This is a genomic window from Rhizobium cerradonense (assembly GCF_030182455.1).
GTDB lineage: Bacteria > Pseudomonadota > Alphaproteobacteria > Rhizobiales > Rhizobiaceae > Rhizobium.
Window position 1 is genome coordinate 42,148 of record NZ_JAQJCK010000018.1, and the last position, 18,913, is coordinate 61,060.

Consider the following 18,913-nt stretch of genomic DNA (forward strand, 5'->3'; position numbering starts at 1 on the left):
GGGACGAATGGACGGCGTGAACGAGCAGCCGACCTTACGGGAAAAAGCCTATGCTAGCTTTACCCACCATCTGCTTGCTCGCGATGTGCGGCCGGGCGAATTCGTCTCGCAGCGCAGGCTCGTGGAACTCACAGGCTTGCCGCTTGGCGCCATCCGTGAGCTGATCCCGCGGCTGGAAGCCGAAGGCTTGATCAAGACGGTGCCGCAACGCGGTCTCCAGATTGCCCATATCGATCTCAACCTGATCCGCGAGGCGTTTCAGCTACGCATCTTTCTGGAAAAGGAAGCGGTTGCACTCTTCACCCATACGGCTTCCGACGAAACGATTGCCAAACTCTTGAAACAGCATCGCGATATCGCCGCCGCCATCCAGTCTGGCGATGCCTCGCAGGAGCTTGAGGTCCATGCGCAATCGGTGGACTGGGGCATGCACGATGCCTTCATCGACGCACTCGGTAACACGATCATTTCGAACGCCTATCGCGTCAATTCGATCAAGATGCGCCTGATCAGTCAGGATCGTTTCCGCATCAACGGCCATGTCGGGCCGGTCATGAACGAGCACCTGCAGGTGCTGGAGGCGATCGAAAGACGATCCGCGGAGGATGCCGGCATCTCTCGTTTCGCACATCAACGGAGCAAGGGACCGCGCATTGAAGATTTGAATGAAACAGGCCGCAAATGAGGAGATTTCGGCCAAAGGAGGAGGAACAGCATGTCATCGTCATTCATCAATCCCACACGCCGCCGCTTCATGGCGGGCACGGCAGCCTTGGGCGCGGCAAGCATGCTCGGCATGCGCACGGCATCGGCGTCGGTGGACTGGAAGCGGTTTTCCGGAACCACGTTGGAAGTCAACCTGGTCAAAAGCCCGCGCAGCGAAACCATCCTCAAATATCTCAGCGAGTTCGAGGCGCTGACCGGCATCAAGGTGAATGCCGAGGCGACACCCGAGCAGCAGCAGCGTCAGAAGACGACGATTGAGCTCAGCTCCGGAAAGCCGAGCTTCGACGTCGTGCACCTCAGCTATCACGTGCAGAAGCGGCAGTTCGAAAAGGGCGGCTGGCTCGCCGACATCAGCGGTTTCCTGAAGGATCCGTCCCTGACGGACCCATCGCTGGTCGAAAGCGATTTTGCCGAGGCAGGCTTGAAGTTCGCCAAGGATTCCAATGGCGTCCTGCGCTCCCTGCCCTTCTCGGTGGATTACTGGATCGTCTATTGGAACAAGGCGCTCTTCGAGAAGAAGGGGCTTACCTATCCGCAAACCTTTGACGACATGGCCAATGCCGCCGAAGCGCTCACGGATAAATCGACCAATACCTACGGCTTCGTCGCCCGCGGTCTCAAGAATGCCAACACGCCGGTCTGGACAGCGTTAATGCTCGGCTACGGCATGACGCCGCTTTCCCCCGACGGCAAATTGCGCACCACCTCGCCCGAAGCTGTCGAGGCTGCCAAGCTCTATCAGCGCCTGATGACCAAGGCCGCACCTCCGGGCGTTTCCGGCTTCAACTGGGCCGAGTCTCAATCCGCGTTCCTGCAGGGCAAGATCGGCATGTGGCTCGACGGCGTCGGCTTTGCGCCGCCGATCGAAAATCCGGAAAAATCCCGCGTTGTCGGCCAGGTCGGCTATAGCGTCATTCCCAAGGGGCCTTCTGCACAAGCGGCCGCCACCTTTGGCGACGGTATCGGCGTGACGGCGGCGAGCCAAAAGAAGGAAGCCGCCTATCTCTTCTGCCAATGGGTGATCTCGCATGACATGGGCGCGCGGCTGCTACAGGCCGGCGCCGGCGTGCCCTTCCGCCAATCCGTCCTCGAGGATCAGAAGGTCCGTGAAGGCGTCAAGATGCCTGGGGCCTGGCTCGATGCCGTGGTCGGCTCCGGCAAAGTCTCCGCACTCGGCCTGCCGGTTATCATCCCCGTCACCGAGTTCCGCGACATCTACGGCGTGGCGCTCACCAACATGATCGGCGGTGCGGATCCCGCAAGCGAGCTGAAGAACGCAACCGCGCAGTTCGAGCCGGTGCTGGCCCGAAGCGAGGGGTGATGGTGTCCGTGCGCATCGAAGATACCACGGCGAGCAGCGTCAAGGAGAAGAGCAAGCCGACAAATCGGCTTGCTCCCAACTATTGGCCCTTCGTCATTCCGGCCCTGGTGGTCATTGCCGCGGTCATCGTTTTTCCATGGGTCTTTACCCTATGGATGAGCGTGAATAGCTGGACGCTTGGGCAATCCCAAACCTTTGCGGGCTTTGCCAACTACCTTCGCCTGGCGACCGACGCCCGGTTCTGGGAGGCGCTGTGGCACACGGTTCTCTATACAGGGCTCTCGGTCGTCGCGCCGGTTTTCCTGGGCACACTCGCCGCCCTGATCTTCGATGCGCAATTCCCCTTCCGCGGCTTTCTGCGCGGCATTTTCGTCATGCCGATGATGGCGACGCCCGTCGCCATCGCGCTCGTCTGGACCATGATGTTTCATCCGCAGCTCGGAGTGCTCAACTATCTTTTGTCCTTCATAGGCATCGGTCCGCAGGAATGGATCTACAATCAATTCAGCGTCATCCCGTCGCTGGTCGTGGTCGAGACCTGGCAATGGACACCGCTCGTCATGTTGATCGTGCTCGGCGGCCTCGCCGCCGTTCCGCGCGAACCCTATGAAAGCGCCGAGATCGACGGCGCCAATGCATGGCAGAAGTTCCGTTACCTTACCCTGCCGATGATCGCGCCCTTCCTGATGATCGCCGTGATTATTCGCAGCATCGATGCGATCAAGAGCTTCGACATCATCTATGCGATGACACAGGGCGGACCGGGCACGGCCTCCGAGACGATCAACATCTATCTCTACAACACCGCCTTCTCCTACTATGACATCGGCTACGGCTCGGCCATGGCGGTCATCTTCTTCATCCTCATCGTCGTGCTCTCCTTCGTCCTCTTGATGGCGAGACAGCGCGCGAACTGGTCGGATAGGTAGGCACTTCGATGAAACGCAAGACGCTCGACCGGATCGGTCTTCTCTTCGTGGCGCTGGTGATGATTTCGCCGGTGGTCCTATTCTTCCTGTGGATGATCTCGCTCTCGTTGAAATACGAAATCGATAACGGCGCCTATCCGCCGATCTTCATTCCAGAGCGCTTCGCCTGGTCGAACTACCTCAAGGTATTCGAGGAGAACAACTTCTTCCTCTATTTCTGGAACTCCATTCTGGTGACCGGATCCGCGACGTTGCTCGCGCTGCTGATCGGCGTTCCGGCCGGCTACGGCATCGCACGCCTCAAGGCGGAGAAGTCGGCGATCGTGATCATGATCGCGCGAATGACGCCCGGCCTTTCCTTCCTCATTCCGCTGTTTCTGCTCTTCCAATGGCTGAACCTTTTGGGAACGCTTTGGCCGCAGATCATCATACATCTGGTCGTGACGGTCCCGATCGTCGTCTGGATCATGATCGGCTATTTCGAGACGACACCGATGGAGCTGGAGGAAGCGGCCGCTATCGACGGCGCAACGCCGTGGCAGATCTTCCGGCTGGTGGCCCTGCCGATCGCCAAGCCGGGGATCGTCGTTGCCTTCATCCTCTCGGTCATCTTCTCATGGAACAATTTCGTCTTCGGCATCGTGCTCGCCAGCCGCGAGACGCGCACCTTGCCGGTCGCCGTCTACAACATGTTGTCATTCGAGCAGGTGAGCTGGGGACCCCTTGCGGCGGCAGCGCTGATCGTGACGCTGCCGGTGCTCGTTCTGACGATATTTGCCCAGAAGCAGATCGTTGCCGGCCTGACCGCGGGCGCCGTGAAGGGCGGTTGATCGCAAAGCCCTCTTTCGCCGCGCCGGTCGGAAGTCGCCGATCGGCGAATGTCTTCCAATACGCATGATGAAGCTCAGATTAACGTAACCGTCAGCTTTCGTTCACGCCGCCGGGACTATCTTTGAACCAACGTCACAAAGCGACGTTGTCGGATAGTAAGATGTAACCGGAGGAAACTCATGAGCAAGTTCTTCATCGTGTCTGCAATCGCCCTTGCTTCGCTTGCAGCCACAAGTCTCCCATCCCAGGCAGCTTCGGTAGTCGTTACGACGGACGGCGGCGGTCCCTATTATCATCATAGTCGGCACTACTACCAAGACCGCGACGACTGGCACTATCGCCATCATCGCCACCACTGCTTTACCAGGGTGGTAAAGGAATGGCACCACGGGCACAGGGTTGTCACGGAAGAGCGGATCTGCCGCTAATCGCCTTTGTGCCGGCCCGGCCTCGTGCCGGGCCCATGTGAACTTGGATCGGCTTTATTCCAGCGAACTTGTTTATCCAGCCAGCGGACATATTCGCGTAATCGATTTTGCGTCGTTGAAGTTCAACTTAATTGCTATTATATTGGCATTTATGTTCCTAGTAGACGATAACTGCTAAAATGTTCGCATTTAATATGACATCCCCCTCGGAAGTGATCAGGGGACTCTCAGAAAGAGTCAAGCGACGACGGATTGATGTCGGTCTCACCCAAAGGGACCTGGCCGCACGGGCGGGTATCTCGTATGGGTCTCTCAGGCTGTTCGAGGAAACGGGAAAGATTTCGCTCGAAGCCCTTGTGAAGGTTGCGTTTATCCTTGAGTGCGAAGCCGAATTCGAGCAATTGTTTCCGCCTCGGCCGCTGAAGACAATCGACGATGTTGTCGACCGTCCTGTTAGGCAGAGGGTGCGTCGGAAATGAAGTTCAAGCCTATCCGAAAAATGAGCGTCATCCTCGACCTGGAGGGAAGCCAGAGGACTCTGGGGACCCTCGCATGGAGTAGCACCGAACGCCGGGCATATTTTGAGTACGCGGCAGAATTTCTCGCGGCACCTTTGCCGGTGTCCCCTTTCAACGTGAAAACAAATCCGGGCTTAATCGCAGCACCGCGCGATCCGTTTGACGGACTGCATGGACTATTTAACGACAGTCTGCCTGACGGATGGGGCCGGCTTCTGCTTGATCGCCGTCTTCAAAAGGCCGGCATCGATTATCACCTGCTGACCCCTCTGGATCGCCTCTCTGCGGTTGGAAAGACCGGAATGGGAGCATTGGCATACATTCCCGAACTATCCGACGGCGAAAGGAGGCTCGCCGAAGACATCGATTTGGACTGGTTCGTCGACCAGGTCAATCTTGTCCAAGCTGAGATGGATGTTGCCGATATCGACACTCTGCAGGGCGCGCAGGGTGGCTCCGCGGGTGCTCGCCCAAAAATCATGATAGGGTTCAATCAGGCCGAGAATACGTTCGTTCTGGACTATGGGCAGGACATGGAACCTGGTTTCGAACGATGGATGGTAAAGGCACGCAGCGCTGCCGACCCGGTCGAAGTTGGCGCCGAGGAAAAAGCCTATGCTTTGATGGCCGAGACCGCGGGATTGGAGATGACCGACACGCGGATATTCGACACTAAAAAGGGCAATCGTCTCTTCGCCACGAAACGCTTCGACCGCACACCTGTCGGCCGATTGCACATGCATACCGCCAGTGGCGTCTTAAACGCCAGCCATCGCGAGGCTTCGTTGAGCTACGAACAGCTTCATAAGCTGACGTTTATGATGACGCGCGACAGTTCCGAAGTGCTGCGGATGTTTCGAAACATGGTCTTCAACGTCTATGCTCGGAACCGCGACGACCACGCTAAGAACCACGCCTTCCTGATGAAAGCAGACGGAAGATGGGCACTCTCTCCTGCTTACGATCTTACCTTCTCTTCAGGACCCGGAGGAGAACACAGCGCGGATGTCGCGGGTGAAGGGAGAAACCCAGGTATGCAACACCTGCTAACCATTTCCAGGGGAGCGTCGATCCCCGATCGAGACGCGAAGGATATCATTGAGCAGGTTCGAACGGCGATAGGCCGCTGGCCACAGTTTGCTCAAAAGGTGGAACTGTCCAAGTCCCGAACAACCGAACTTGATCGAATCCTGAACGACACAAGACAAGCTTAGATACTACGCCGACATAATGATATGACATCGTGGTTTCCAGCGCACCGTCGGTAACAATCGTCGGCTCGCTCTCATGGCGATCAGCTCCTCCCCTTCCGCTCGACAATTGCGAATCACCATGGCCGATTACTTTCAAAGTAATGGCTTAGTTCATTCCCGACTTTGTATTCTGCTCCGCCGGCTCGGATTCGCGACCGGATTCACTTGACATCTCCCGCTACCTCCGGCTGGCTTTTAAGTATCAAAATGAACGCAGGATGCGAAGCATTTTGATGTTGACTGAGGAGGTCAGCAAATCAAGCCGACCGGTCAACCAACCGGACCAAGGGAGGAGTTTTCACATGCTAAGGAAAGCTATTACCTTACTCGCGGCGATCTTCATCGCCGCAGGAGCGGGTTTCATTTCGACAGCCTATGCACAGGGCAAAACCTATTACTGGATCTCGCACGGCTCTCCGGCGGATCCTGTGTGGACCTATTTTCTGGCAGGAGCCAAGCTCTGGGCTGAAGACACCGGCAACAAGGTCAACACATCGTTCCACAACGGTGATGTTCCGGCGCAACAGGAGGCCGTGAGGGCTGCAATTTCGGCAGGAGCTGCCGGCATTGTGACCACCAGCCCGGATCCGGGCAGCCTCGTCCAAGTCGTCAAAGAAGCCAACGCTGCCAAGATCCCGATCATCAACTTCAACACGCCTGATCCCCAAGCGAGCTTCAATGCCTATGTCGGAGGCGACAACAAGAGCTTCGGCCATAACTGGGCGCAATATCTTGTCGACAAGAAGCTAGTAAAATCCGGTGATTTCGTCTGGATGCCGGTGGAAGTTCCCGGTGCGACCTATGGCGTGCAGGAAGAAGAGGGAATAGCCAGCGTCTTCAAACCACTGAATATCACCTGGGAAATCACAGACTCCACATTGGACCAGGCTGAAATCATTACCCGCATGTCGGACTACCTCACCGCCAATCGCTCGAAGATCAAGGCGATCATCGGACTTGGCGACCTCGTCACCGGAAGCATCAAGCGCGTATTTGATCAGGTCGGCGTAAAGCCGGGCGAAATTCCCGTCGTCGGCTGGGGCAACTCGCCCGATACGACGCAGGAAGTGCTGACGGGTTACGTGAATGCCGCTCAATGGCAGGACCCGCAAGCAACCAGCTACATGGCTCTATCAATCGCAGCCATGGCCGCCAGCAAGATCCCGCCCGGCTTTAACATCATTACCGGCGCTCTTTATGAAAAGGACAAAGCCGAGATCTACGACAAAATTCTCTCGGGCAAATAACGTCGTCGAAAGTCGTACTGGCTGCGCCACCCGGTTCAAACCGGGTGGCCGTCCCAATCGGTGAGCGCCCATGCAACAATCTTTTGTTCAACGCTTCGTTTCGAAACCCGAATTCGGCCCGCTCGTCCTGCTGGTCCTTGAGCTTGTGGTTTTCTGGTCCTTCAACTCGGACTTTCTCTCGCTTCCAAACATCAGCAACACGCTCTCGTTTACAGTCGAACTCGGGCTGATCGCGTTGGCGATGACCTTGCTGATGACCGCGGGTGAATTCGATTTGTCGGTGGGATCGGTGTTCGGCTTTTCCGCCGTTTTGATGTGGACGGTGTTCAACGGCAATCTGATGCCGCTTGGCGCCGCCTTCCTCGTCACGCTCGCACTCAGCCTGTTCATTGGCTTTGTGAACGGGTGGTTCGTCACAAAGCTGAACATTCCGTCCTTTCTGGTGACGCTCGGTATGCTCCTGGTGGTGCGAGGCACTGCCCTTTACGTCACCGACGGCTTTCCCCAGCACACCTGGACTGCCGGAAACAATTGGTTTGCCAACCTCTTGGCTGGCAGCTTCTTCATCGGCAGCTTCCGAATGTACATGTCGGTGCTGTGGTTCGCGCTAGCGGCATTCGCCGCCCACTTTGTACTCACTCAGACGAAAATCGGCAATTGGATACAGGCTTGTGGCGGCAATCCCAACGCGGCCCGTGCCCGCGGCGTCAATGTCAGCCGAACTAAGATTTATTTGTTCATGACATCTTCGGCCATGGCCTCGCTTGCAGGGGTGATTAGCTCGATCCGCACGTCGGCGGCAAATCCAAATAGCGGAACGGGTTACGAGCTGGAGGTGATCGCGATGGTCGTCATCGGTGGAACAGTGCTGACTGGCGGGCGGGGGACCATCATCGGAACAGTGCTTGGCATCTTCATTCTGCGCATCATGCGAAACGGCATCGTGATGGTGGGGGTGCCCGGGCTTGCCTATAATATTTTCATCGGAGCAATCATCCTCGGCATGATGGCGCTTCATTCATGGCTTGAACGTCGACATAGCGCGGGAGTGTAGACGATGGCCGAAGACCTCGTTCGGATGGAGAAAATCAACAAGTTCTACGGCCGCATCCATGCGCTTCGCGACGTCAGCCTTTCCGTCAAAACGCACGAAGTGGTGGGCTTGCTCGGTGACAATGGTGCGGGAAAATCAACCCTGATCAAGGTTTTATCCGGCGCTGTACCGCTGACGAGCGGGGAGATCATAATCAAAGGGAAAAAGGTCGAACTCAAAAATACGGCCGAGGCGATTGCGCATGGAATCGAAACGATTTTTCAAGATTCCGCCCTCGTTCCGCAGCTATCGATCGCCCGAAATCTCTTTCTTGGGCGGGAGCCCATCAAGGGAAGCCGCTTTTTTGGCCGATTGGACCAATCCGCAATGAATGCGTCCGCTCGAGACTTGTTGAAGCGGGTCGGGATTACGAAGGATATTCCGCCAGAGACCGCAATCTCCGCGCTATCGGGGGGCGAACGCCAGGCAGTCGCAATCGCCCGCGCCATGCAGTTTGATAGCGATCTGATCATCCTGGATGAGCCTACCAACAATCTGGGCGTTGCCGAAACGCAAGGGGTTCTCCGTTTCGTTCGCGAAGCGCGCGATACCGGACACTCCTGCATCTTCATCGCCCACAATATCCACCATGTGTTTCAGGTGGTCGACCGCATCATCGTGATGCGCGGCGGAAGGGCTGTCGCAGACGACATAGATCCGAAACAGACGACGATCGCTCAGGTCGAAAGGATTATCACCGGCGAGGAAATGCTCAACGCCATCACAAGCTGATCGCGTCCGCCGCGCCAAATTCTGGTCCTCCTGATCCTTGTGAAGGCATCAGGATGCTCGTTGTCAGCTATAGGGGCCGACCAGCGATTTAACCAGGCTTACGACCTTAAGCCGCATCCTTGCGTCCTTGATCTTGGCGAAGGCGCGGTTTAGCTCGATGCCCTCTCCTGAAGCCAGGAATCCCGCTAAGTCACTGCCGGAGGTAAAAATTTCTTCTCCAGCACTTTCTGATAACTCGGATACGCCCTCGAAGAAAAACGAAACCGGCACGTCGAGACAATCTGCTACGCTTTGCAGCCGGCTGGCGCCGACCCGGTTTTTGCCTTTTTCATATTTCTGGACTTGCTGGAACGTCACATTCAGCCCTTCGGCGAGCGTCGTCTGACTCATGCCCAATATGCGGCGTCGCATTCGGATGCGTCTCCCGACCTCGACATCAATCGGGCTCGGATCCTTTTGGTTTGGCCCCTTATGCACGGTTCTCTCTTTCTGGCAGACAGTGCCTCGCGCTTAACGACCTAGCAATCTTCATGGGAAAATGACGGGTCGCACGAGCCGACCTGTTGAGTTCCCGCTTTACCGCCAACAATGTTGAAATTGTTGACTCCATCCCGGCGAAGCTTGCTCAATCGAAAGTCTGAATGGACAAAAGACCGCCCATCGAACCTGGGGAGCCGATGGGCGGGGGGCTGCTCCGGAACCTACTCGCATCATGCTCGCAAGTCCCACCACCATGACTGCCGTGTCAAATCGCAAACTTCAATGCGTTAGCGTCATGCGATGAACGTACGTTCTGTTTTCCTGCGTATTCGGGATAATAGTTGCGTTATGCGAATATACCGCGTCAGCCAACACGCCGGATGTCAGTCGATATCCACAGGCACAGCCGATCGACGACCGTAGCGCCGACGCCATGGCTTCGATTGCTGTCCAAACGGCGCTGCAGACGAATGCGTTTACTTGCCCTCGCCTCGACGCAGTTTCGCTGCGTTAGACGGCATTTCGCCAAAGGATTGCTGATAGAGCGCTGCGAAACGTCCCATATGGGAGAATCCCCAGCTCCGCGCGACTTCGGCAACCGAGAGAGAGGTGGCCGGGTCCGTCAGCGCTTTGCGCACGCCTTCCAGGCGGATTATCCGCAGATAGTTTAGAGGCGTCATGTCCTTGAACTGCTGAAAAGCCGCCTGCAAGGCTCGCACGCTTGTGCCGGCCGCCTCGGCGATATCGGCGATACTCATCGGAGACGAAACATTGGCATGCATGTATTCGATCGCTCTCTTCAGGCGCTTTGGTATTGCAGGGGACGTCGGTTTTGCCAGCCGTACGGAGTAATTATTCGGGACAGTTTCCAAAAGCGTGATCATCATCGCCTGCAACAGGCGCTCGACGAAGGTCGACGAGGACTGATGCTCATCTTCGACGTCCAGGCAATTCCAGATAAGATTTCCGAGGGTAGTTATCCGCGATCCTTTTACGGTTGCCAAATCGACGGTGTCAGCGAAATCGATGTCGCCGTCGACCGGCGCATCAAGCAGTTCACTCAGTTGACGGATCATTGCGGATTTTTCGAACGCGATGCCGATATGACTGCGGTCTTCGTGAAGGACCAGCTTGTCGAAGCGCGACATATCACCCAAGAGGCCTGCCGCCGGCTCCGATATGAGCTGCTTTCGACCCGAGTCGATTGCCATCACGCCCGAGGATGGCAGGTAAAGAGCGTACGCGTCTGGTCCGCTGGGAAGGGTAACCCTCATCCCGGAATGGCACCTTCCATTCCAGACGCTGAAACGCCCAACGGCGTAATGCCGGTCTTCCACCGAGATCAGCGAGCCTCGGTGAAGCGGCTCGACCGTCGCGGGCGACAATGTCCTTGCATAATGTTCCGTCATTTCGTCGGCATCGGCATCAACGATCTTGAAGACGGAATGAGTGACGTACCTCATTATTTTCCCCAAATGAGCGATCCCGAGACGCTCTCAAGGGCCACCCAAATCCCAAGAAAGCAGACGTAGATCGTATTATTACCTACTAATACTGAGCAAACCGCAACGCGACTGCATCCCCTGCAGAAACACTATCCAAGACGCGCATTTTACTACTTAAAATAAGTAATACGCCGAACGACATCTGCGCGTCTCGGTTGCGCATGAAAACTCCACTTCCTGCGCGCATATCGCTGATTCCATTGAGTTTTATGAACATCCCTTAAGCGCTCTGACTCATGCTGCTGAAGCGTCGCTCCCTTTCGTTGCATGAATATTCAGATAATGAAAGCTAGAAAGAAGTTAAATAATGTAAATGCCATGCGGCTCTCGCAAATGTATTTTAAGTATTAAATAATGCCGTTCATATCTGCGCTCCACTTAGCCGGGCATGACTTAGCTGTCCTGAATATGGCGGCTCGGCGCCATCCACAGCCCGAATCCGCGATGACAACGACGAGGCTCTTGACGGAATGTTATCGATAACATAGCCTCTTCTCACCTGAACTTTGGGAGGAGCAGGATGGACGACGGAAAGCTGCTCGAATTTTGCGACATCACCAAAGAATTTGGTGGAACGCGCGCATTGTCGAATGTCTCGCTGGATCTGAAACCGGGAGAAATTCTGGCTCTTCTTGGTGAGAACGGCGCGGGAAAGTCGACCCTCATCAAGACGCTGGCGGGCATCTACAGACCGGATGGCGGACAAATTCTGTTTCGCGGCAAACCATATCATCACCGCCCGCCGCGGCCAAACCAGCGCCAGCCGATCGCCTTCATTCATCAGGATCTCGGACTGATCGAATGGATGACGGTTGGCGAAAATGTTGGTCTCGCACAGGGCTATTCGCTGCGCGGCCGGCTGATCGACTGGCGCGCGACCGAACGCCGTACGGCGGAGGCCCTGAAGCTTGTGGGCTGCGACTTCGATCCGTCGACACGGATTCAAGAACTGACCCGAACCGAAAAGTCGCTTGTCGCGATAGCGCGTGCTCTCGCCGTCGAGGCAGACGTTCTCGTTCTCGACGAGCCGACGGCAAGCCTGCCCGCCGATGAAGTCGAAAAGCTGTTTGCCGCCATTCGTCCGCTCAAGGAGCGTGGTGTTGCGATGATCTATGTCTCGCACAGGCTAGATGAGATCTTCAGGATCGCCGATCGCGTTGCGGTGCTTCGCGATGGCCAACTGGTCGGGCAAAAACCAGTTTCCGACACGTCGCCGGACGAGCTGATCCGAATGATCGTCGGACGCAAGGCCGACCAGCTCTTCGTCAAGGCCGAACGGACCGCAGGGCCCGCCATTGTTTCGGTCAGGGATCTTGCCTGCCGCGGCGCAGGACCGGTGTCCTTCGACATTCGCCAAGGAGAGCTTCTCGGTCTCGTCGGACTGAGAGGCGCGGGCCAGGAATTGATCGGGCGCGCACTCTTCGGATGCGAGCCCGCCAGCGGAGCGGTCCTGCTGAACGGTGCCCGACCCGATCTTTCCAGCCCCGTCTCAGCCATGGCTTCGGGTATCGGCTTGATTGCCAGGGACCGAACCGAAGAGTCCGTCGCCATGTCCCTCAGCCTGAGGGAAAACACCTTTCTCAATCCCGGCGCATCCGGACGGGGCATGATGTCCTTCCTGCCGCCGCAGCGCGAGGCCGAAATGGCCTATTCGCTCGGCAGCCGCGTTGGCCTTAGACCCAATGATCAGAACCTGGCGATCGAAGCCCTATCCGGCGGAAACCAGCAGAAGGTGGTCGTGGGCCGGTGGCTCGCGACAGGCCGGAAGCTGTTGATCGCCGAAGATCCGACAGCCGGCGTGGATGTTGGCGCCAAGGCGGACATCTATAAGCTGATCGCCGAGGCCGTCGAGGAAGGGCTGGCTGTGCTCGTCGTCTCCACCGACTTCGAAGAAATCGCTCATATCTGCCATCGCGCCCTGGTGTTTTCTCGCGGTCAAATCGTGCGGGAACTGAGCGGCGCCGACTTAACAACACCGGCGGTCATCGCCGCAGCATCCGCATCCGAAGCGGCCTGATCCAGGGAGGAACCTCATGCAATCGATCGAATCCAATGCGCTCGAACCGACCACCGCCGAGCTGGCGGGAATGAGCTTTGGCCAGAAAATCCAGCGCCTACTGCCGGTCTATGGCCTCGTTATTCTCACAGCCCTTCTGATCCTGCTGTTTTCCATTCTGCTGCCGCAGACCTTTCCGACGCTGCTCAATCTGCGTTCGATCATCTCTGACAAGACGATCATCGCCATTCTGTCGCTTGCCGCAATGATCCCGATGGCGGCAGGACGCATCGACCTGACGATCGGTTACGGCATCGTGCTCTGGCACGTTCTGGCGATTAGCTTGCAGACGATGTTCGGCCTGCCCTGGCCGGTGGCTGTGCTCATCGTCATCCTGCTCGGCGCGCTGACCGGCTTCCTGAACGGGCTGCTGGTGGAAATCGCCAAGATCGACAGCTTCATCGCGACGCTCGGCACGGGCACCGTGCTTTATGCCATTGCTCTTTGGCATACCGGCGGGCGACAGGTGGTCGGCATGCTTCCCCAGGGCTTTTATGCGCTCAACGGCACGATGGTCTTCGGGCTGCCGATCACAGGGATCTATGTGCTTGGCCTCGCCTTCGTCATGTGGATCGTGCTCGAATATCTGCCGATCGGCCGTTACATCTATGCCATCGGCGCCAATCCGAAGGCGGCCGCATTGAACGGCATCCCCGTCCGTCGCTTCGTCATCGGCGCCTTCGTGACGTCAGGCACCCTCGCCGCCATCGCAGGCGTACTGCTCGCCTCCAAGCTGCGCATCGGCCAGGCCAGCGTCGGGCTGGAATATCTTCTGCCGGCACTCGTCGGGGCCTTCCTGGGTTCCACGACCATCAAGCCCGGTCGCGTCAACGTGTGGGGCACCATGATTGGCGTCATCATCCTGGCGGTCGGCATCGCAGGCATCCAGCAGTTCGGGGGCTCGTTCTACGTGGAGCCGCTTTTCAACGGTGTGACCCTGCTCGTCGCCATCGGCATCGCTGGCTATGCGCAGCGCCGGCGGAGCCATGCCGGACGCATGGCTCCAGTACAAAAGCCGCAGCTATCAGCTAAGGCGACCGACAACTGAAGATCATTTTGGTTTAATTTTCAAAGGGAGGAGAATGAAATGAAACGCAGATTTTTCCTGCAGGCGACCACAGGCTTGTTGATGCTGTGTGCAAGCCACGCCTATGCCGATCCGATGGCGGATGCAAAAGCCGTCGTCGACAAATATGCGACGCCGGTCACCAAATGGGACGGCCCGACCACCGGTCCGAAGGCACAGGCGGGCAAGACCATCGTCGTATTGGCCGGCGACCTTAAGAATGGCGGCATTCTCGGCGTCAGCAACGGTGTCGAGGAAGCAGCAAAGGCGATTGGCTGGCAGGTAAAGGTTCTCGATGGCGCGGGCTCCATCGGCGGACGCACGGCTGCCTTCGGTCAGGCCATAGCGCTGCAGCCTGCCGGCATCATCATCGATGGCTTCGATGCAGTCGAGCAGGCCCCGGCTCTGGAACAGGCAAAGGCCGCCAAGATCCCGTTGGTCGCCTGGCATGCCGGCCCGGTCATCGGTCCCGATGACAAGAACGGCCTCTTTGCCAATGTCAGCACCGATGCGATGGAAGTCTCGAAAGCGGCTGCCGACTGGGCCTTTGCCGATGCCAAGGGCAAGCCAGGCGTGATCATCTTCACGGACTCCACCTATGCGATCGCCATCGCCAAGGCGGACAGGATGAAGCAGGAGATCGAACGGCTAGGCGGCAAGGTGCTCGAATATGTCGATACGCCGATCGCCGAGACCTCGCAGCGCATGCCCCAGCTAACCACCTCGCTCCTGCAGAAATATGGCGATAGCTGGACCCATTCGCTTGCGATCAACGACCTCTATTTCGACTTCATGGGCCCGTCGCTCGCTTCCGCCGGCAAGAGCGGCACCGATGCGCCGATCAATGTCGCCGCCGGCGACGGCTCGCAATCGGCCTATGAACGCATCCGCGCCGGTCAATTCCAGAAGGTCACGGTGGCCGAACCGCTCAATCTCCAGGGCTGGCAATTGGTCGACGAACTCAATCGTGCTTTCGCCGGTGAAAAATGGTCCGGTTACCTCTCGCCGCTGCATGTGGTGACGGCAGACAATATCCAGTCCGACGGCGGTCCGAAGAATACGTTTGATCCGGATAACGGCTACAAGGATCAATACAAGAAGATCTGGGGCAAATGATCCCTTCTTGAAGTTGAGAACAGCGCGGCCTTCGGGCCGCGCTCAGCCTGCCGATAAGCCCCGGCGTCGACAGCAGAACCAACGGCTCTGCATACGACAAGAGTTTCGAACCCTTTGATGATATCAGCCTTCGATGAAAATGAGCGCCGGTGTTTCGAGCAGTGTGCGGACGCGCTGCACGAAGGTCGCCGCATCCCAGCCGTCAACAATGCGATGATCGAAGCTGGATGACAGATTCATCATCTTGCGCGGCACGAACTGCGTGCCGTCCCAGACCGGCCGTGTGGCGATCTTGTTGACGCCGATAATCGCCACCTCCGGATGATTGATAATAGGCGTGGAGACGATCCCGCCGAGCGCGCCGAGCGAGCTGATGGTGATCGTCGAGCCGGAAAGCTCTTCACGCGTTGCAGTGCCCGAGCGCGCCGCCTCTGCCAGCCGGTTCATCTCAGCGGCGCAATCCCAGATACCGCGTGCTTCCGCATGCCGCATGACAGGCACGGTCAAACCCGCCGGCGTCTGTGTTGCGATACCCATATGGACCGCGCCATAGCGTGTGACGATGCCGGCTTCGTCGTCAAAAGTGGCGTTGACATTGGGCTGCTCGGAAATGGCCTTCACCACGGCCTGTACCAGGAAAGGCAGAACCGTGAGTTTCGGATGATCCGCCTTGCGGTCAGCGTTCATGATGGCACGCAACTCCTCGAGCGAGGTCATGTCCACCTCCTCCACATAGGTAATGTGAGGAATACGCGAGGCGGAAAGTGCCATTTTCTCGGCGATCCGGCGGCGCAGCCCGGTCAACTTGATCTCTTCGGTCGCAGTCTTCTGGGTAAGGCCGCCCATTGACATCGTGGGAGCGGCTCCGTGGTTCAAAAGTTGCTCGATATCCTCTCGCAGGATACGGCCCGCTGGTCCGGTCCCCTGCACTTGTGCGAGGTCGATGCCGCTTTCCTTGGCGAAGAGCCGCACCGGGGGTGCGGCAAGCGGCTTTTCGGTCCGCGGCGTCACAGGATCCGACACTGTTGGAGCAAGCTTCGGAAATTCCGCCGTCGACACTTCGGCAGTCGTCTGTGCGATCTCTGCGGACCGAGCCCCGCCGGCATCTCCGGTCGTTTCGATCCGCACCAGCGGAGCCCTCACCGCGATACGCTCTCCGACCTCACCGGCAAGCCAGGTGACGATGCCGTTGACGGGAGACGGGATTTCTACGGTGGCCTTGTCCGTCATGACGGCGACAATCACCATGTCCTCGCGAACGGGATCTCCTGGCTTCACGAACCACTCGACCAGCTCGGCCTCGGCGACTCCCTCCCCCACATCAGGCATCTCGATGACAAATTCGCTCATGGCTCAAGCCCCCATGACTTCGGCAAGCGCCCGCCCGAGACGGCCAGGACCTGGGAAGTAATCCCACTCCTGCGCATGCGGATAGGGCGTGTCCCAGCCGGCAACGCGCACGACTGGCGCCTCCAGATGGTAAAAGCAATATTCCTGCACCAGCGCGACGACCTCGGCGCCAAAGCCCGAAGTCAGCGTTGCCTCATGCACGACGACACATCGCCCTGTCTTCCGGACCGAATTGATGATCGTATCCAGATCAAGCGGCAGCAGACTTCGGAGGTCGATCACTTCGGCATCAATGTCGACATCCTCGGCCGCGGCGAGCGCCACATGCACCATCGTACCATAGGCGATCACAGTCACCGCCGAGCCTGCGCGCCGGATCTCAGCCTTGCCGATAGGTATCGTATAGTGGCCGTCAGGCACCTCTCCGAGATCATGTTTAGACCAAGGCGTCACAGGCCGCTCGTGATGGCCGTCAAAGGGGCCGTTATAGAGCCGCTTCGGCTCCAGGAACATTACCGGATCCGGATCTTCGATCGCAGCAATCAGCAGGCCTTTGGCGTCATAGGGATTGGATGGCACGATCACCTTTAGCCCGGAGACATGGGTGAAGAGCGCCTCCGGGCTCTGACTGTGCGTCTGGCCGCCAAAGATGCCGCCGCCTGTCGGCATGCGCACGACGATCGGACAGGTAAAATCGCCGTTGGAACGGTAGCGGATACGAGCCGCCTCCTGGGTTAGCTGGTCATAGGCCGGATACATGTAATCGGCGAACTGGATCTCGACACAGGGCTTCAGGCCATAGGCGGCCATACCGATCGCCGTGCCGACGATGCCCGACTCGCTTATCGGCGTGTCGAAGCAGCGCGTCTTGCCATATTTTGCCTGAAGCCCCTGCGTGCATCGGAAAACGCCACCGAAATAGCCTACATCCTCACCAAAAACGACGACATTGTCATCCTGCGCCATCGAAACGTCCATGGCGCTACGCACCGCCTCGATCATCGTCATCCTGGCCATTCTCAGTACCCTGCCTTCTGCCGCTGGCGCCGGATGTGCGGCGGCATCTCGGCATAGACGCCTTCGAAAATGTCCCGAACCGAAGGCTTGCCGCCGGCATGCAATGTGCCGTGCTGCTCCGCCTGGCGCTGCGCCTCCATTACCTCGTCCATGATTTCAGCTTCTGCCTGCACATGCCGCTCCTCAGACCATTTGCCCCGGACGATCAGATGTTTCTTCAACCTCAGTACGGGATCGCCAAGTGGCCAGGCCTCCGATTCCGTCTTCGGACGATAAGCATTCGGATCGTCCGAGGTCGAATGCGCCCCGACACGATACGTCACATATTCGATCAGCGTCGGCCCGAGATTGCGCCGGGCACGCTCAGCTGCCCAGCAGGCAACGGCATGGACGGCGAGATAGTCGTTTCCATCGACCCGCAGCGCGGGAATGCCGAAGCCGAGGCCGCGGGCGGCGAATGTGCCGGAGCCGCCGCGCGCGATACCCTGAAAGGTAGAGATCGCCCACTGATTGTTGACGATGTTGAGAATGACAGGTGCCTTATAAGTCGAGGCGAAGACGAGCGCTGAATGGAAATCCGATTCCGCCGTCGAGCCATCGCCGATCCAGCCCGCGGCGATGCGACTGTCATTCTTGATTGCCGAGGCCATGGCCCAGCCCACGGCCTGCACATACTGAGTGGCGAGGTTGCCGGAGATGGTAAAGAATCCGTGCTCCTTGGAGGAATACATGATCGGTAGCTGCCGCCCGTGCAGGGGATCGCTCTCGTTCGAGTAGATCTGATTCATCATTTCGACCATCGGATAATCGTCGGCAATCAGAAGGCCTGCCTGACGATAGGTCGGAAAATTCATGTCTCCCTTCTTGAGCGCCTTGCGGAAAGCACAACTGACAGCCTCCTCGCCGAGATGCTGCATGTAGAAGGACGTCTTGCCCTGCCGCTGAGCCATCAGCATGCGGGCGTCGAATGCGCGCAGCTTCATCATGTTGCGAAGGCCGGTCAGCAACTCCTCATCGGAGAGCGTGCCAGCCCAGGGACCGACCGCCTCGCCCTCGCGGTTCAGTACGCGGATGATGGAATAGGCAAGATCACGGATCTCCTCGGATGCGACATCTACTTCCGGCCGCGGCACGGAACCGGCTTTGGCGATCTTGACGTTGGAAAAGTCTGGCTGGCCGCCCGGGCGGACGGCGGGTTCGGGGACATGCAGAGCCAATTGAGAAGAATCCACCATATCTAGTCTT

General features: G+C 58.0%; 17 protein-coding genes and 1 pseudogene. 13 read left to right on the forward strand and 5 right to left on the reverse strand.

Annotated elements, in window-relative coordinates:
* The first annotated feature begins 7 nt into the window (after positions 1-7).
* From PH547_RS27805 to PH547_RS27850, 10 genes and pseudogenes are all read left to right on the forward strand, one after another.
* Positions 8-665, forward strand: a pseudogene (locus PH547_RS27805) (GntR family transcriptional regulator).
* Positions 666-715: 50 nt separating this feature from the next.
* Entirely contained in the window at positions 716-2,047 is a 1,332-nt protein-coding gene (locus PH547_RS27810; RefSeq protein WP_104826989.1) for an ABC transporter substrate-binding protein, read from the forward strand.
* A complete protein-coding gene (locus PH547_RS27815; RefSeq protein ID WP_285169983.1) occupies positions 2,047-2,976 on the forward strand; it encodes a carbohydrate ABC transporter permease in 930 nt (309 codons plus the stop codon). Before PH547_RS27810 ends, PH547_RS27815 begins: the two co-directional genes overlap by 1 nt.
* Positions 2,977-2,984: 8 nt before the next feature.
* A complete protein-coding gene (locus PH547_RS27820; RefSeq protein WP_285169984.1) occupies positions 2,985-3,806 on the forward strand; it encodes a carbohydrate ABC transporter permease in 822 nt (273 codons plus the stop codon).
* A 180-nt stretch (positions 3,807-3,986) separates the two neighbouring features.
* Entirely contained in the window at positions 3,987-4,235 is a 249-nt protein-coding gene (locus PH547_RS27825) for a hypothetical protein (protein ID WP_285169985.1), read from the forward strand.
* 194 nt (positions 4,236-4,429) lie between these two features.
* Positions 4,430-4,714: a helix-turn-helix domain-containing protein gene (locus PH547_RS27830; RefSeq protein ID WP_285170018.1), complete on the forward strand. Its 285-nt coding sequence runs from the start codon at positions 4,430-4,432 to the stop codon at positions 4,712-4,714.
* Positions 4,711-5,967, forward strand: a complete 1,257-nt coding sequence (locus PH547_RS27835) for a type II toxin-antitoxin system HipA family toxin (RefSeq protein ID WP_285169986.1) — start codon at positions 4,711-4,713, stop codon at positions 5,965-5,967. The genes PH547_RS27830 and PH547_RS27835 overlap by 4 nt, the downstream gene beginning before the upstream one ends.
* 341 nt (positions 5,968-6,308) lie before the next feature.
* Positions 6,309-7,253, forward strand: coding sequence for a substrate-binding domain-containing protein (locus PH547_RS27840; protein ID WP_104826995.1), 945 nt, complete (start codon positions 6,309-6,311; stop codon positions 7,251-7,253).
* 70 nt (positions 7,254-7,323) lie between these two features.
* On the forward strand, positions 7,324-8,307 hold the full coding sequence (locus PH547_RS27845; protein WP_285169987.1) for an ABC transporter permease: 984 nt from the start codon (positions 7,324-7,326) through the stop codon (positions 8,305-8,307).
* 3 nt (positions 8,308-8,310) lie between these two features.
* Positions 8,311-9,078, forward strand: coding sequence for an ATP-binding cassette domain-containing protein (locus PH547_RS27850; RefSeq protein ID WP_285169988.1), 768 nt, complete (start codon positions 8,311-8,313; stop codon positions 9,076-9,078).
* Positions 9,079-9,141: 63 nt separating this feature from the next.
* Here PH547_RS27850 and PH547_RS27855 read toward each other — a convergent pair whose 3' ends face one another.
* Together PH547_RS27855 and PH547_RS27860 are read right to left on the reverse strand one after the other, a co-directional pair.
* Positions 9,142-9,489: a helix-turn-helix domain-containing protein gene (locus PH547_RS27855; protein ID WP_483315587.1), complete on the reverse strand. Its 348-nt coding sequence runs from the start codon at positions 9,487-9,489 to the stop codon at positions 9,142-9,144.
* Positions 9,490-10,034: 545 nt separating this feature from the next.
* The gene (locus tag PH547_RS27860; RefSeq protein ID WP_285169990.1) at positions 10,035-11,021 is read right to left on the reverse strand and encodes an AraC family transcriptional regulator; all 987 of its coding nucleotides are present in this window, start codon (positions 11,019-11,021) and stop codon (positions 10,035-10,037) included.
* A gap of 562 nt (positions 11,022-11,583) precedes the next feature.
* Between PH547_RS27860 and PH547_RS27865 the strand changes: the two genes are divergently transcribed.
* Genes PH547_RS27865 through PH547_RS27875 form a run of 3 tightly spaced genes read left to right on the forward strand, consistent with a single transcriptional unit; the run spans position 11,584 to position 15,301 of the window.
* Complete coding sequence (locus PH547_RS27865; RefSeq protein WP_283053822.1) at positions 11,584-13,080, forward strand: sugar ABC transporter ATP-binding protein; 1,497 nt, start codon at positions 11,584-11,586, stop codon at positions 13,078-13,080.
* Positions 13,081-13,096: 16 nt separating this feature from the next.
* Positions 13,097-14,167, forward strand: coding sequence for an ABC transporter permease (locus PH547_RS27870; protein ID WP_285169991.1), 1,071 nt, complete (start codon positions 13,097-13,099; stop codon positions 14,165-14,167).
* A gap of 39 nt (positions 14,168-14,206) precedes the next feature.
* Positions 14,207-15,301: an ABC transporter substrate-binding protein gene (locus PH547_RS27875; protein ID WP_260304047.1), complete on the forward strand. Its 1,095-nt coding sequence runs from the start codon at positions 14,207-14,209 to the stop codon at positions 15,299-15,301.
* Positions 15,302-15,424: 123 nt separating this feature from the next.
* Here the strand turns inward: PH547_RS27875 and PH547_RS27880 are convergent, their stop codons facing one another.
* The 3 genes from PH547_RS27880 to PH547_RS27890 are packed head-to-tail and all read right to left on the reverse strand — an operon-like array spanning position 15,425 to position 18,903.
* On the reverse strand, positions 15,425-16,651 hold the full coding sequence (locus tag PH547_RS27880) for a dihydrolipoamide acetyltransferase family protein (protein ID WP_260304048.1): 1,227 nt from the start codon (positions 16,649-16,651) through the stop codon (positions 15,425-15,427).
* Between the two features lie 3 nt (positions 16,652-16,654).
* Positions 16,655-17,668, reverse strand: coding sequence for an alpha-ketoacid dehydrogenase subunit beta (locus PH547_RS27885; protein ID WP_260304049.1), 1,014 nt, complete (start codon positions 17,666-17,668; stop codon positions 16,655-16,657).
* A 2-nt stretch (positions 17,669-17,670) separates the two neighbouring features.
* Positions 17,671-18,903: a 3-methyl-2-oxobutanoate dehydrogenase (2-methylpropanoyl-transferring) subunit alpha gene (locus tag PH547_RS27890; RefSeq protein ID WP_260304050.1), complete on the reverse strand. Its 1,233-nt coding sequence runs from the start codon at positions 18,901-18,903 to the stop codon at positions 17,671-17,673.
* Positions 18,904-18,913 lie beyond the last annotated feature (10 nt).